Below are 14,968 nucleotides of genomic sequence, written 5' to 3'. Positions count from 1 at the left end.
CGGCGTTCGGTACGAGCCCAAGGACCGCGAGCATCACCATCACTTTCTTTGCTCGACCTGCGACCACGCGTTCGACCTCTTCGGTTGCGTCGAGGGCCTCGATTCCCTGGTTCCAGACGGGTTTCAGATGACTGGACATGAGGTGGTATTGCTCGGCACCTGTGATGCGTGTGGCAATGCGGCGTGACGGTCGCCGAATTTTAGTCGGCGCCAGGGTACGGGCAGACCGCGCGGAGAGGACATTCCTCGCAATTCGGCGTGAGGCGGTGCCAGGTGTGTCCCAACCTCACAAGCAGGGCGTGGTATTCGTTGAAGAACAGGGCCAGCATGGCCATTATCCACCAGTCGAGAGACGATCAATAGGAGAACCTAAAGAATGAATATTGCATACATTTTCGCCACCGACATGTCGGCGACCTACAAGCTGGGCACCATGATCCTGCCGCAACTCGAAGCCGGTAACCACGGGGTGAACGTCGTCGGTATGTTCTTTTTCGACGACAACCTCTACTGCCTGCGCGAGGGCGACGAGGTGGGCGAGCGTCTGTCCAAGGTCGCCGCGGAGCAGAACATCCTCCTCATGGTCTGCGATCAGTGTGCCGTGCGGCGCAACCTTGCCGAGGGCACCTTCGAGCAATGCGGTTCGGGCGACGTCAAGGCGAAGGGCCTGGTGGCCGGCGTGAGCGCAGGCTGTTTCCCGCAGCTATACGCCGCACTCGCCCCCGCCGCGCCCGACTTGGTCATCACCCTTTAAGTTAGGAAACTAAAGTGCCCTTGTCAGAGAGACTTCCCGTTACTGTTCTGTCCGGCTTTCTCGGCGCAGGCAAGACCACTCTACTCAACAACGTGCTCAACAACCGCGAGGGCATGCGCGTCGCGGTCATCGTCAACGATATGAGCGAGGTCAACATCGACGCGACGCTCGTTGAGCGCGGCGGTGCGGAACTCTCGCGGACCGAGGAGAAGCTGATCGAGATGTCGAACGGTTGTATCTGCTGCACGCTGCGAGACGACCTGCTCGCCGAGGTCTCACGGCTCGCGCAGGAGGGACGCTTCGACTACCTGCTCATCGAGTCCACGGGGATCTCGGAGCCTATTCCCGTCGCTCAGACCTTCACCTTCGAGGACGAGAACGGTGTGAGCCTGGGTCAGGTTTCGCGCCTCGACACGATGGTCACAGTCGTGGACGCGGCGAGTTTCCTGCGGGACTACGCCGCCTCCGAGGCGCTCCAGGACCGGGGTGAGTCGCTGGGCGAAGAAGATCACCGGACGGTGACCGACCTGCTCATTGACCAGATCGAGTTCGCCGACGTCATCGTACTGAACAAGCTCGATCTCGTGAGCGACGATCAGGCTTTGGAGGTCGAGGCCATCGTGAAAGCGTTCAACCCCGGCGCGGAGGTCATCATGGCGACGCACGGACAGGTCCCGCTCGAATGCGTGCTCGACACGGGCCTGTTCGACTACGAGAAGGCGGCGAGCTCCGCCGGCTGGATTCGAGAGCTTCAGGGTGAGCACACGCCGGAGACCGAGGAGTACGGGATCTCGAGCTTCACCTATCGGACGTCGCAGCCCTTCGACGCCGAGAAGCTGTGGGCGCTCCTGCACGACGACGAGAACTGGAGCGGCGTGCTCCGCTCGAAGGGTTTCTTCTGGGTCGCCGCTGACCATCGGATTCTCTACGAGTGGTCTCAAGCCGGCGGCGTCATCAATGTGAACCCCGTTGGGATGTGGTGGGCGGCCGTGCCTCGCGAACACTGGGGGCACCCCGAGGGTCAGCGCCCTGACCAGCATCCGGACTGGCATCCTCGCTTCGGCGATCGCGCGCAGCAACTCGTCTTCATCGGCCAGCAGATGGACGATGCGTCGATGCGTGCTCGCCTCGACGCGTGTCTGCTCGACGAGCATCTCGCCTCCGCTAACAGCAAGACCTGGGCAGGGTTCCGTAACCCGTTTCCGGAACTTCAAATGGTCGAGGAGTCAGAATGACCGAAACGGCCTCATGAATCCTGAGCGTTTCTGCACCGTTTTGTTTCAACGTCAACGAGGGAGAACACCTATTGATGAAAAACGCCAACCTCAGCCAACGTTTGACCGATGCTTTGAACCTCGCCGTGCCACCGCTGGTAATCACATTCACAAACGATTAATTTCAGGAGGAATCATTTATGAAAGACATCAGGCCGTTTTCATTCCCTTTAATTTGGGGACTTTTTTTTTGCCTTGTTCACGGCAATGCATTTGCCCAGGGTCAAGGCACAGTAGTCGATTCCCAGACCCGCCAAATCCTGGTGGGAGCCAATGTCAGAATTGAGGGAACCAACACGGGGACCACAACCGATGCACAGGGCGCTTTCTCTTTGGCTGTTGAGACAAATCAACGTATTGCAATTTCCCACACGGGCTATCTCACGCGCATTGTTTCAGGAGAATTTCTACAAAAAGAAAGAGTTATCGCCATGACGCCCATTGCAGTGCAACTGGAGGATGTGGTGGTTACGGCCAGGCGCAGTGCGCAGCATCTTGAAAAGGTGCCTCAAAAAATAGATGTCATATCGAGAACGGATCTGGATCGCACCGTGGCCGATGATCTGACCGATGCGCTCAAAAAACAAACGGCCATTGATATTATTCAATATCCCGGCCTTCTGTCCGGCGTGGGCATTCGCGGGTTTCGCCCGCAGTTTTCCGGCCTGAATCAGCGCAGCCTGCTATTGATCGACGGGCGGCATGCCGGGGCCTCGAATCTGGCGACCATCGATCTCAACAATATCGAACGAATCGAAGTGATGAAAGGGCCGGGATCGGCGCTGTATGGCGCTCAGGCCATGGGAGGCGTGGTCAACATCATCAGCCGGAAATCCACGTATTTGCCGCGCATTGACCTCGCGGCATCGTACGGATCTTTTGGGACATTCGGCGCATCGCTGTCTGCTGGCGGGCCCATCGGCAACGGGTTCGATTTTGATCTGGGCATCAACCTTTCCGACCAGAACAAGGACTATCGCATTGGAAAAGGCAATGTGTTCCAGGGCATGGTCGGCAGCGACGAGGCCGTTGTCACCTATGCCGATGGCACCACAGCCACCAAAACCGAACGGGGAGACGGCGAGATCCGCCCCAACACCAAATTCAGCAAAAACCAGGGTCGTCTCCGGCTGGGTTACCAGATAGACGAGATCTGGCGGCTGGACAGTTCGGTCAGCCGCTTTATCGCGCGCAATGTAGAAACCCCCGGAGATATTTTTTACGGCGCCGAACGAGCCGGCCGGAAAAATGCCGAGAATTTATCCGGCGACGTCCAGTTTGCGGGGCTGGTGGGCAACCACGCCCTCCAGTTCAAGACATATGCGTCAGAAGAAGTCTCCGAGTCCTACAATCTAAGGGGCATACCTTTCATATCCTTTACCCGGCGCAACACCTGGTATGGTGCTCAAATACAGGACGCCTTCGCTTTGGGGTCGCACTTACTCACGCTTGGCGCAGATTGGAGCTCGTCCAATACCGAGGGAAAAAGCTGGAGCGCAGCCGATACGCCTCGTGCCCCATTTAGTCCCAATTACGGCATCCATACGCAAGCGCTTTTCATCGAAGGAAGTTTCAATTTCCTGAATGAGCACCTCACGACCACGGCCGGAGGACGGCTCGATCGCATCACCTTCGACGGCAAGCAAACGCCCCTGCTCACATCCTTTAATCCGGGCGAAGAAACCTTTACCACATTCAATCCAAGCGCGGGTTTCAAATATCGCATAGAATCATCGGGCTTGCATGTGCACAGCACTATAGGCAGAGCTTTTGTTACCCCTGATGCTTTCAATGTGGCCGGTTTTTCCGAAACCGGCACCGGCACCGGAAACGTGGCCATTACTGAAGGCAATGCCGATCTATATCCTGAAAACAGCATCACACTTGATCTGGGTGCAGGACTTACGAGACCGGATATGGGATTGGATATCGACATCACGTTTTTCCGCACCCGCGTCAACGACCGCATCACGCGACAAACCACCAACCCGGTTGGACAGGTTACGGCATCCGGCGACACGATTGCTTCCCGCACGACCTTTGTCAATGCCAACCGATCCAACATGCATGGCATCGAGTGGAAAGTCTCTTATGACCTGGGCGCCCGTCGCAATTATGCGTATACCTTCCGCTTTTTCGCCAATGCCACCCACACGCTCAAAGCCGAAGATGTGACGGTAACCCCGGCCACGGGTGCCGAAATGCGCCGGGACATTCACAACGTGGCAAATACCAGCCTGTCCTGGGGCGCAGAATATGACGACGGACATTTTTTTAACACGCGCCTGACCGGACGCTATGTGGGCAACCGCAAAGATACGGATTGGACCGACGCCAAACGTCCGGAGGTACAATATCCGGCATTTATGGTCGCAGATCTGGTGTCGTCTTTCAAAATCGGCGAACGCTATACCGTGTCGCTTTATTTGAACAATCTAACCGACGAAAACTATTACGAAAAGCGGGGCTATAACCTGCCGGGCCGCTCCGCGCGCATGCAATATGCGGTGCGTTTCTAATCCACTATAAAGGATGCTGTCATGGACGTTACAACTCCAAGAGGGAAAATCATAGAAGCCGAAGGCGGGGGCCAGATGGAGGTGTTTCCGGTCGCTCTGTCCGAAGACAAGCTCAAAACCATTCTGGAGGATGTTTTTCAAAATTACTGGCAGGACATTCACTTTGGTCCGCTCATTCAGGGCGCGGCCTGGGAAGTGGGCGCCCCCAATGCACCCAAACGCATCACGTTGAACAACGGCTACCTTACCGTGGATTTTGGCCCCTGGCATTTTCACCTGTGCATCGGCGAATTTAAGGGCGCATCGCCCGAACTGGCTCGGCAGCGGAGGACATCGCGCGCGGAGTTTTACCGCCGCCTCAATCTCGATGGCCACCCCTCAAGCTGGGGTTTCCACATGTTCAACGGCAAAGGCGAACAGCAAATGACGGTGTTTTTTCCCAATCCGTTTTTTGTGAGCGTGCCGGAATTCAAAAAGCTCGATCCGCCTGACTGGTCGCGCCTGGGGATGTGGAACGCGCTTCGCAAAACGCACCTGGGGCTTGATCCCGATTCGTTCGATCAGAAGGCCCGGAAATTCTACCACGGATAAACTGCTGCAGGAGCGCAGGAAATACCGAGAAAGAGGCAAGGGACTCCCTTGCTCTCCTGCCCCCCGCAGCATTCCTGCCCGTTTGCCGGCCAGAGACCTGTCCCGCAAACTCAGCGTGGTGCTCACAGACCGCGTCAGCGTGGGCATATTGCCGGTGCGAGACCTGGTGGCGCTGGGGCGGTATCCCCATGCGGATTTTCACATCGAGATTTTTGCCCAGGACCAGCGCATAACCTGGTGTACCAGGCGCAACGGTTCCGTTCGGGAGCACCATTCCGTTTATGATCTGATTGCCGCAATACAGAAAGAATCCTGGCCAGTTGATTAAAAAACCGCCTGAAATATTGCGCATAGCCTGTTTGCATGTGGCGCCCATTCCCGGTGATCTGGCGCACAATCAACGCCTGGTGGAAACGGGGCTGACCGTTGCAGCGCGTTTCAAAGCCGACTGGGTGCTCACACCGGAGCTATGCACCTGTGGTTATGCCTTTGCCGAACGCATTGGGACGGACTGGATTGCGCCGCAGCCGGATGCTTGGATGCGAAAGATTCAACGCATCAGCGCCCGATTCGGTCTGGTCGTCTTTTTGTCACATCCCGAACGCGATCCACAGGACGGGCGGTGTTACAATGCGGTTTCTGTGTTCGACCATCGCGGCATCTGTATTGGGAAACACCGGAAGATCAGCGTGATTCCCGGTTCTGAATCATGGGCGACTCCAGGAGTGAACGCGGTGCCTCTTCCCACTGTGCCTTTGAAAGCCGGTGTGCTGATCTGCGCCGATGCCTATCCGGATACCTGGGCGAACAGGCTCAAAACGCAGGGCGCGCAACTGCTCGTTTCACCGGCTGCGTGGGGGCCGGGTTTGTATGGCCCGAACGGCGAATGGGAGCAGCGTACGTGCGAAACAGGACTGCCGCTGGTGGTGTGCAACCGAACCGGCAAGGATGTCCATCTCGATTTTACCGATGCCGAAAGCGCCGTCATTAAAATGGGCGAGCGCCTGCTCTCATTTACATCGCCCCGGTCAACTGTGCTGATTTTTGATTGGGACCTCATTGGCCAGCGTCCCGTTTCTCCAGCCTATCAACGAATTCCGCTGTGATCCTGTTTGCCTGAAGGAGAAAACGATGAACCTGCGCATGCTTCCAGTCTGGTTTTGTGCAATGGGCTTGTGGGGGGCGGACCTCAAAGCCGATGAATTTCCAACCACGCGGTCTGTGCTCGTTCAGGACAAAGCGCATGTGCGCTATGCCCAATGCTTTGCGATCGCCTATGAGGGGGATGTTAAGATTATCGATGTGACCCAACCCTGGCCGGACGCTTCCGCATCCTTCCGCTATGTGCTGGTACCCAAAGGCGCGCCGGTCCCGGAGGCGCATAAAAAAGAACACATCATTCGCGTGCCTATCCAGACGATCGCCGTACTGTCAACCACGCATTTGCCGCATCTTAAATTGCTCGGTCAATACGGGTCTCTCATTGCGGTCAACAATCCAGATGGCATTTACGATTCCGACCTGCGCCGGAAAGTAGATGCCGGCCATCTGCCCGCCATTGGAAGAGGCAATCAGATCGATCTGGAAAGGGTGCTGCAACTCAACCCGGATCTGGTAATGGCCGTGGGCCAAGCCAATAGTCAGTACATTTCCCATCCCGCCCTGCAAGAGGCTGGCGTGCCCGTGGTGATCAATGCGGAATACGTCGAACCTACCCTTCTGGGCAGAACCGAATGGCTGAAATTCACGGCGGCGTTTTTCAACCAGGAGGCGCTGGCCGAACAGATATTCGATGATATCGTCGCGCAGTATGCGCGGTATGCCGATTTGACGAAAGGGTTGGCGGAGACGGCGAAACCCCTGGTTTTCGGCGGGGCGCTGTCTCGCGGCACGTGGTATGTCGCCGGAGGAAAAAGCTATGTCGCGCAGTTGCTCTTAAATGCAGGCACAAGATATGTGTGGGCACATGATGATACTCAAGGCAGTTTGCCCCTGGATTTTGAGGCGGTATATGAAAAGGCGGCCACTGCGGACTTCTGGATCATCGGGCGCAACACATGGCATGCCCGATCCGATATGCTGCAGGAAGATGCGCGCTACAGCGCCTTCAAAGCGTTCCAAAACGGTCAAACATACAATTTCAACGCCAGGGTCAACGCTACGGGAGCCAATGATTACTGGGAAAACGGCGTTGTGGAGCCGCATCTCATTCTGGCCGATCTGATCCACATTTTTCATCCGCATACCCTGCCGAATCACGCATTGAAATACTATCGCAAAATCGCTCCCTGATCCCATAAGGATCGAGGCGTTCATGGAAACCCTGCAAATCACTCATGTCATTTACCTGCTCTCTTCCCTGCTGTTTTACCCGGTCATCATCGCCCTGTTGTTTCTCGCGTGCTGGATGTTGGTCTGCTTGGGGGAATTTGCCCGCGAAAGCCTGCAACGCCGCAAGAAGCGATTTCATGTGCGTGCCAAATATATGGCCCAATGCGATGCCCTGATTGAAGCCCAATCAGGCGCACACCTGGAAATCGCCCTAGAGGAAGTAATTCACGATGCTGAGCAGCAAAGCACACGCGCCCTGGATAGCGTCCGGTTCGCCATTCGCGTGGGGCCTTCCCTCGGACTGATCGGCACCCTGATTCCCATGGCGGGCGCGCTTCAGGGATTGTCGCAGGGCGATCTGCCCGCGCTGTCTGGAAATATGGTCACCGCCTTTTCCACGACAGTACTCGGTTTGGCGGTCGGCACGGTGGCCTATGTGCTGGCGCTGGTCAAAGAAAAGTGGGTTCGGGAAGATATTCAGGCTCTTGCCTTTTACATTGAAAGGCGGCATGACCAAGTGAAATCAATCCCGGAACAGATCTTTTGAGAGGAAGGGATCATGCGTTTTGTGAACAAAATCAACCACTCAGAGGCGTTGCGTCAGAACAGCCACGATCCGATGGCTGGCGTAACCAATTTATTCGATGTCAGCATGGCCTTTGTGGTCGCCGTCATCATGGCGCTTTTTGCGCTGTTGCCCATGCACGAGCTGTTGCGCCCAGATGCGGAATGGACCCTGGTGCGAACCACGCCACAGGGTGAAACCGAGGTCATTTCGCGCAAAGACCGCGAAATCAAAGTCCAGAAGGTAACGGAAAATTCCCTGTCCGGGAATGGCACCCGGCTGGGCATTGCCTATCAGCTCGAAGATGGACGGGTGATTTACGTGCCCGAAAAAGAATAGCTCTCCCTGTGCAGTGAAAGGAATGAGGACGTGAAAAAAAGGATCGGATGTGTCTTGCTTTTGCTGATCCTGGCGGTTTTGAACGCCTGTCAAACCGCTACGGAAGACGCGGTACAAAATGAAAAAAAGCCAGCGGTTGCCGTCATCAGCCTGCATGCTTTCTGGGAACTTAAACAGGCGGCAAGGGAACTTGAAGCCCATATGGATGTGGATATTTTCGGCCATGGCAAACCGCCGTTTCCCTCTTTCGAAGGGATCGATCTGACAAAGTACGATCTCGTATTTGCCGAGGGCATTGGTGCGAAACTCGGATTTCACATCGACCAATTCGACGCGGCCAAAACAGCGACAAAGGTGGTGGTTGTCAAGCCTCAATACATACAGGGAAATGTATCCCTTGACGAGCATCCTGACCTGGAACAGTACTGGGCCAACAACAGCCGGGAAAACGTGCGGCGGCTAATGCATTACCTCGGCGCAAACCTGCTCGACTTGCCTATCGAAACACAGCCGCCCATCGCATATCCAGAGCATGCCTTTTACCATCCCGATGCACCGGAACTGTTCGTCAGCCATCGCGCCTATCGGAACTGGCACGAGCAGATCAGAGAAAAGCGTCATCGCCCCTCCAAAAATCCTTTGAACATCGGCATCGTTTTCTATCAGGATAACTATATCAAAGGAAATACCGCGTATGTCGATTCCCTCATTCGCAATGTGGAACGCCGGGGCCACCAGGTTTTTCCTTTGATGGGAAAAAGCGGTTTTCTGTTTGATCCGTATCTCATCGAGGATGGGAACAGCCTGGTGGATGCGCTGATTTTTTGTGGCACGAAAATCAACTGGTTCGACTACGAAAAAGGGCAACAGCATGCCCATGCGCTCAATGTGCCCATTTTATCCGGTATCAATTACTATCTCGGCACACCGGATCAGTGGCGCGACAACATCGGCGGGCTATCGCCCGATATGACCCCTCAGGTCGTTTACAGCGAAACCGACGGTATCATTGAACCCATCGTCATATCCGGGCGCGTTGCGGATGAAACCGGCCAGCCGAAAAATCAAATTATACCAGACCAACTCGACTGGCGCGTGGAACGCGCGCTGGCCTGGGCGCAACTGCGGCGCATGCCCAATCGCGAGAAGCGGCTCGTCATTCCCTATTACAGTGAGGGTGCAGGCAAGGCGAATATCGGCAGTGATCCCGATTTCTATTTAAATGTTCAGGCCAGTCTGGTGAACATTCTGGAGGCCCTGAAAGAAGCGGGATATAACGTAGGAGAAGAGCCGCTGCCCGACGTGGAAACACTGAGCCGGATGATGGCCGAACAGGGTTCCAACATAGGCAACTGGGCACCCGGTGAGATGGGCAAGCGCGTGGGGCAGGGACATGCCATTACCATTCCCGAAAACACCTATTTGAACTGGTTTGGAGAACTTGCGGAGAAAAAGCAAAGAGAAATGATCGACAACTGGGGGGCGCCGCCGGGCAGTATCATGGTGCATACGGCACGCGACAGCCAGCGCATGATCGTGATTCCCAAAATTCAGTTTGGCAATGTACTGCTGGTGCCGCACCCCGACTGGGGTTATAAACAGGATGAGGACGTTTTGTATTCCAAAGACCAGTTGCCGCCGCACCACCAGTATTTCGCCTTTTTCGAGTGGCTCCAGCAGGTGTACAATCCCTATGCGATGCTCACTATGTTCACCCAGCTTTCACTCATGCCGGGCAAAATGGAAGGGCCAGCCAGAACCGACTGGGTGGGTAGGCTCATCGGCAATATGCCCCACATTTATCCCACACCCCTCCAGGGCAATGCGGGCATTGGGAACAAGCGCCGGGCCAGTGCATTAACCATTGGATTCATGCCCACAATTGTCGCATCCGAACTGTATGAAAACCTGCACGAGTTGCGCAACAAGATCGCCCGCCTGGAGGAAAATCTGCCAGCGGCGGTGCGCGCCGAACTGGAAACAGGCATTCGCCAGGAGTGCGAACGCCTCCATCTGGCACGCGACCTGGGACTGGATATTCAACGGGCACCGTTTGATCAGCTTGCCACAGCCACCCGCACTTACCTTGAAGAAATCAACCGCGAGCATATCCCCTATGGACCGCATACCCTCGGCGTGCCTCCCAAGGGACAGCCTCTCGTTGACATGGTGCGCTCAATGCTGGGGCGTGAATTCCGCGAAGCGCTTGTTGCACACAGGGCCGACGTTTCTCCCGATACGCTGGCCAAAATCATTCTCACAGATCTTCTGCTTACAGGTGAAACCCCGCAGGATATTCAGCGCACGCATCTCAAAGCCGCATCGGAAGAAATCGAAAGCTATTTGCAGCGCGCACTGGATTACAAAGCGCGCATTGAGGCGGCGCGGGAAGAAGTGCCGCGCATTTTATCCGCTCTTGAAGGCCGGTTCATCGAACCCGGGGAAATGGATGACGCCATTCGCAATCCCGACGCCCTGCCCTCGGGGCGAAATCCGTATCACTTCGACCACCGATCCATGCCCACCCGCGAAGCCTGGGAAGTGGGCCGCCGCCTGGCCGATGACATGCTCAAACAGCATGTGGAAAAGCACGGAGTGTATCCACGGCGGGTGGGTTATGTGCTCTGGTCCTCTGAAATCACCAAGAACAAAGGCATTCTGGAAGCGCAGGTTTTTTACTTGCTCGGCGTGCGCCCGGTGTGGAATCAGCGTGGCTGGATTGCGGGCATTGAAGTGATTCCCCAACACGAACTCAACCGGCCCCGCGTGGATGTTTTCGTCACAACGTCCGGCACGTACCGCGACCATTTCATGGACAAAATCCGTCTGATTCACAAGGCCGTCAAATTGGTTTCAGATGCAGATGAGCCCGATAACATCGTGCGGTTGCACACCGAAGCAGCCTATCAAAAACTGGCCGCTACCGAACCCTCCGCCGAGCATGCCCGATCCCTTGCAAGTATCCGCGTGTTTTCCGAAAACGTGGGCGCATATTCCCCCTCCATTCAGTTTGCCATACACGCAGGCGGTACCTGGGAGGACGACGGCAAAATATCCGATCTCTATATGACGCGCCTGAGCCATGCTTATGGCGAAAATACCGTGGGAGAATACGTTCAGGATTTGTTTCGCCAGAACATTGAAACCGTTGATATTGCTGCATTCGGGCGCACATCAAACGTGTATGGTGTGCTCGACCACCCCATGGTCGCCGCCTATTTTGGCGGCATGAATATGGCCGTGCGCAACACCACGGGCCGCAAAATCGATCTTTACATCCACAATTTGCGCAATCCCCAATCCGAACGCGTCGAAACGTTGGAGCGTTTTTATTCGCGCGAATTGCGATCTCGCTATTTCAATCCCAAATGGATTCGAGGCATGATGGATCACGGTTATGATGGCGCGCGCTATATGACCGAGTTCACCGAAACCATGTGGGTGTGGGAAGTCACGTCACCCGATCTGGTTTCCGACGAGGATTGGAACCGCATTCATCAAGTTTACATGAAAGACGAATACGACCTGGGGTTAGAGGATTATTTTTCTGAGAACAACCCCTATGCCGAACAGACGATGATGGCCACGCTTTTGGAAGCGGCGCACAAAGGCTACTGGCAGGCAACCGATGAGGTTTTACAGGATGTTGCCCAGCAGTTAGCGCAGTCCGTTTCCGATCACGGCCCGGCTTGTAATTCGGGCATCTGCAACAGCCCATCCCTTGAAACATTTGTAACCGAATTGCTCAACAAAACACCCGGTGTTCAGGCACTGGCGCAGCCCTATCAGGATGCGATCAACATTGCACGCCAGGCGCGTTATGATCTGCCGCCTGCACCTGCAGAGCCGATGACGGGATACGAAATGACGGATGTTGTACGCACGGTCGCCGATCATCTGTCAACGCACAAAACCACATATTTCGCAATAGGCATCATCAGTGCGCTGCTGGTGGCTTTCGGCTGGTTCAGACAGCGCAGAAACACATGGTAATGCCCGTTGACCGATCAATCAGGAGATCACATTGAACGCACACATACACCCCGTTTCATCTATTCCCGATGCGTATGCCTACCTCAAGACCCTGCATCCTAACTGGGATTTGGTTTTAGGGGTGCCCGATGGGAGCGGGTGGCTGCGCGGTTCGGATTTGCTTTTTCCAGATGCAATGCCTTTCCGCGACCTGCTCCAGGTACTGGGCACACGGCGAGAAACCGAAGACCGCCGAGCAATGGTCGCTTCTTTTTTTCTGCGCTTTGGCTGGTCTGCCGGGGTGGCCATTGCGCCTTTTTTGCTTTGTCGGGCTGTGCCCAATATGTCGCTCGATAACATCAGTTTCAAATTCGGCGAATATGGCCTATTTGAACGCGTGGCTCTGCACCGGGCCGAAGGGGTGATCGGTGCGGACGAGGGACAAACGGAAGACCTTCGCCGATATTTGCGTCAAACGCTGGTGGGCCAGGCCACGCCCATCGTCGATGCTTTGCATGCGTGGTCGCGGTTTTCCGTTCGCGCAATCTGGGGCATGATCACTTCTTCCTGGGGCAGTCAGTTTGTGCAAGTGATGCAGCATCTGGATGTTTCGCATGCGGGATGGACCGAAGCAGAGCATTTTTTCGATGGAGATGGAGAGATGCAGCAAATGCGTCCGCATTTTTACGATGTATCGCATCAGGGACGCACGCGGGTCTTCCACCGCAGGAGTGCCTGCTGCCGGTACTATCTCATGCCGGAGGGCAATTATTGCGCCAGTTGCCCGCTTATTCCGCAAGAAGAAAGCATCCGCCGGAACAAGGAATGGATGGCGCAGGGCAATGCGTAGCCATTGACCCCGATTACAGATTGGCACGCTATGAACAAATCGATGTGCTTTTCTTGAGGAGACGGATCTCGATGTCTGTTCTTTCAGCGCAAAAGGCGCCTGCGGGCATTTCCCACCGAATGATCTTGGCGCTCGGATTGTTTCCGTTGCTGTTTTTCGTCTTTGTTTTGAGCCTGTCGCTGGGATCGGTGCATATTCCATTTGTGGATATCCTGGCGATTCTGGCGGGAAAAGAAACCGCCACCCCGGCTTGGGCATCGTGTATACCATCCGCCTTCCCAGGACCATCACCGCAGTACTGGCGGGCGCGGCGCTTTCCGTAGGCGGATTGCAAATGCAGACGCTGTTTCGCAACCCGCTGGCGGATCCCTTTGTGCTGGGCATCAATGCAGGCGCGAGCCTGGGTGTGGCCATCGTGGTGCTGGCAGTGGGCACTGCGAGCGGTGCGCTCATTGCAGGGCTGGGAATTTTGGGCGATTTGAGTCTTGCGGCAGCGGCCAGCCTTGGCGCCGGCACGGTGCTGGGTTGCGTTTTGCTGGTTTCCCGAAAAGTGCAAAGTGCCATGACGCTACTCATCCTGGGCCTGATGTTCGGGTATGCCACGGGCGCTTTTGTGAGCATTCTGATTTACTTCAGCGTTCCCGAACAGATTCAATCCTACATCATCTGGACGTTCGGGAGTTTCGGAGGCGTTTCATGGAAACAGATACCCGTTTTAGGGTCTGTGGTCGCCCTGGGGCTTCTGGTGGGTTTTTTGTGCATCAAGCCGCTCAATGCCCTGTTGCTGGGCGAAAATTACGCACGAAGCATGGGCTTGAATGTGAAACGCGTACGCATCTATATCCTGATCAGCGCCTCGATGCTGGCCGGCGCCACAACGGCGTTTTGCGGTCCCATCGCCTTTCTGGGACTGGCTGTGCCCCATCTTTGCCACAGCTTACTGCACACCTCTGATCACCGGGCGCTGATGCCTGCAGTGATATGCATGGGCGCAACGCTGGCCTTGTTTGCAGACCTCATTGGCCGCTTGCCGGGCAGTCAAATGGTGCTGCCGCTCAATGCCGTGACTTCGATTCTGGGCGCACCCATTGTGATTTGGTTTATTCTGCACCGGAAGAATCTGAACGCGGCGTTTTCCAATTGAGGCAGCGTTCACGGAGCGGTTCACCTCCGTCGTCTCCAGTCGGTCCCGCGTGTTCTGCCGCCCATTCTCCAAGTCGCGCAGATAGACCCACTCGTGTTTGAGCGCGCGCCAGGGACGCTCAATGAAGGGGAATTGCAAAGGACGAGACTCCCGTACTGAAAGAAAGCCTTGACGATAACTGAAAATCGACTATCATGAAATCCATGAAAAGAGCGAAGCAACAGATGATCGTCTTGGAAGCCCTTAGCGAGGCGGACGGCCCTCTGTCCGCCAGGGAACTGTGGAGCCGCCTGAGCGGAAGTGGAGAGAGTATCGGTCTCGCCACGGTATATCGCGCGCTCCAACGGGGTGTTGAGGAAGGCACGCTGGAGGCCGTTGAGGTGTTGGGCCGCGGCGTTCGGTACGAGCCCAAGGACCGCGAGCATCACCATCACTTTCTTTGCTCGGCCTGCGACCGTGCGTTCGACCTCGTTGGTTGCGTCGAGGGCCTCGAGTTCCTGGTTCCAGACAGGTTTCAGATGACGAGACATGAGGTGGTGTTGTTCGGAACCTGCGATGCGTGTGGCAATGCGGAATGACGGTCACGGTCACCGAGCTGGCTTGTCTCGAAGAAGGCTGCGCGCCCGTCG

At 55.8% G+C, this 14,968-nt stretch carries 13 protein-coding genes and 1 pseudogene; all 14 read left to right on the top strand.

What is annotated here, in order from left to right; genetic code table 11:
- On the top strand, positions 1 to 187 hold a 187-nt coding region (locus OXH16_02390), incomplete at its 5' end, for a transcriptional repressor (GenBank protein MCY3680217.1).
- A 189-nt stretch (positions 188 to 376) separates the two neighbouring features.
- Positions 377 to 754 carry a SaoD/DsrE family protein gene (locus OXH16_02385; GenBank protein MCY3680216.1) on the top strand — a complete coding sequence of 126 codons (378 nt, stop codon included), beginning with the start codon at positions 377 to 379 and terminating at the stop codon, positions 752 to 754.
- Positions 755 to 774: 20 nt separating this feature from the next.
- Complete coding sequence (gene zigA / locus OXH16_02380) at positions 775 to 1,989, top strand: zinc metallochaperone GTPase ZigA (GenBank protein ID MCY3680215.1); 1,215 nt, start codon at positions 775 to 777, stop codon at positions 1,987 to 1,989.
- A gap of 179 nt (positions 1,990 to 2,168) precedes the next feature.
- Positions 2,169 to 4,547: a TonB-dependent receptor gene (locus tag OXH16_02375; GenBank protein MCY3680214.1), complete on the top strand. Its 2,379-nt coding sequence runs from the start codon at positions 2,169 to 2,171 to the stop codon at positions 4,545 to 4,547.
- 21 nt (positions 4,548 to 4,568) lie between these two features.
- Positions 4,569 to 5,138 carry a hypothetical protein gene (locus OXH16_02370; protein MCY3680213.1) on the top strand — a complete coding sequence of 190 codons (570 nt, stop codon included), beginning with the start codon at positions 4,569 to 4,571 and terminating at the stop codon, positions 5,136 to 5,138.
- 82 nt (positions 5,139 to 5,220) lie between these two features.
- Positions 5,221 to 5,466 carry a hypothetical protein gene (locus tag OXH16_02365; protein MCY3680212.1) on the top strand — a complete coding sequence of 82 codons (246 nt, stop codon included), beginning with the start codon at positions 5,221 to 5,223 and terminating at the stop codon, positions 5,464 to 5,466.
- Positions 5,459 to 6,244: a carbon-nitrogen hydrolase family protein gene (locus tag OXH16_02360; protein MCY3680211.1), complete on the top strand. Its 786-nt coding sequence runs from the start codon at positions 5,459 to 5,461 to the stop codon at positions 6,242 to 6,244. The genes OXH16_02365 and OXH16_02360 overlap by 8 nt, the downstream gene beginning before the upstream one ends.
- A 25-nt stretch (positions 6,245 to 6,269) precedes the next feature.
- Complete coding sequence (locus tag OXH16_02355; GenBank protein MCY3680210.1) at positions 6,270 to 7,430, top strand: ABC transporter substrate-binding protein; 1,161 nt, start codon at positions 6,270 to 6,272, stop codon at positions 7,428 to 7,430.
- Positions 7,431 to 7,452: 22 nt separating this feature from the next.
- Positions 7,453 to 8,016: a MotA/TolQ/ExbB proton channel family protein gene (locus tag OXH16_02350; GenBank protein MCY3680209.1), complete on the top strand. Its 564-nt coding sequence runs from the start codon at positions 7,453 to 7,455 to the stop codon at positions 8,014 to 8,016.
- A 12-nt stretch (positions 8,017 to 8,028) separates the two neighbouring features.
- Positions 8,029 to 8,373 carry a DUF2149 domain-containing protein gene (locus OXH16_02345; protein MCY3680208.1) on the top strand — a complete coding sequence of 115 codons (345 nt, stop codon included), beginning with the start codon at positions 8,029 to 8,031 and terminating at the stop codon, positions 8,371 to 8,373.
- A gap of 30 nt (positions 8,374 to 8,403) precedes the next feature.
- Positions 8,404 to 12,366, top strand: coding sequence for a cobaltochelatase subunit CobN (locus OXH16_02340; GenBank protein MCY3680207.1), 3,963 nt, complete (start codon positions 8,404 to 8,406; stop codon positions 12,364 to 12,366).
- Between the two features lie 31 nt (positions 12,367 to 12,397).
- On the top strand, positions 12,398 to 13,195 hold the full coding sequence (locus OXH16_02335; GenBank protein MCY3680206.1) for a (2Fe-2S)-binding protein: 798 nt from the start codon (positions 12,398 to 12,400) through the stop codon (positions 13,193 to 13,195).
- A gap of 119 nt (positions 13,196 to 13,314) precedes the next feature.
- A pseudogene (locus tag OXH16_02330) lies at positions 13,315 to 14,339 on the top strand (iron ABC transporter permease).
- 194 nt (positions 14,340 to 14,533) lie between these two features.
- On the top strand, positions 14,534 to 14,917 hold the full coding sequence (locus tag OXH16_02325; protein ID MCY3680205.1) for a transcriptional repressor: 384 nt from the start codon (positions 14,534 to 14,536) through the stop codon (positions 14,915 to 14,917).
- Positions 14,918 to 14,968 lie beyond the last annotated feature (51 nt).

The organism is Gemmatimonadota bacterium, from assembly GCA_026705765.1.
Lineage (GTDB): Bacteria > Latescibacterota > UBA2968 > UBA2968 > UBA2968 > VXRD01.
This window is presented reverse-complemented; position numbering and strand designations above follow the sequence as displayed.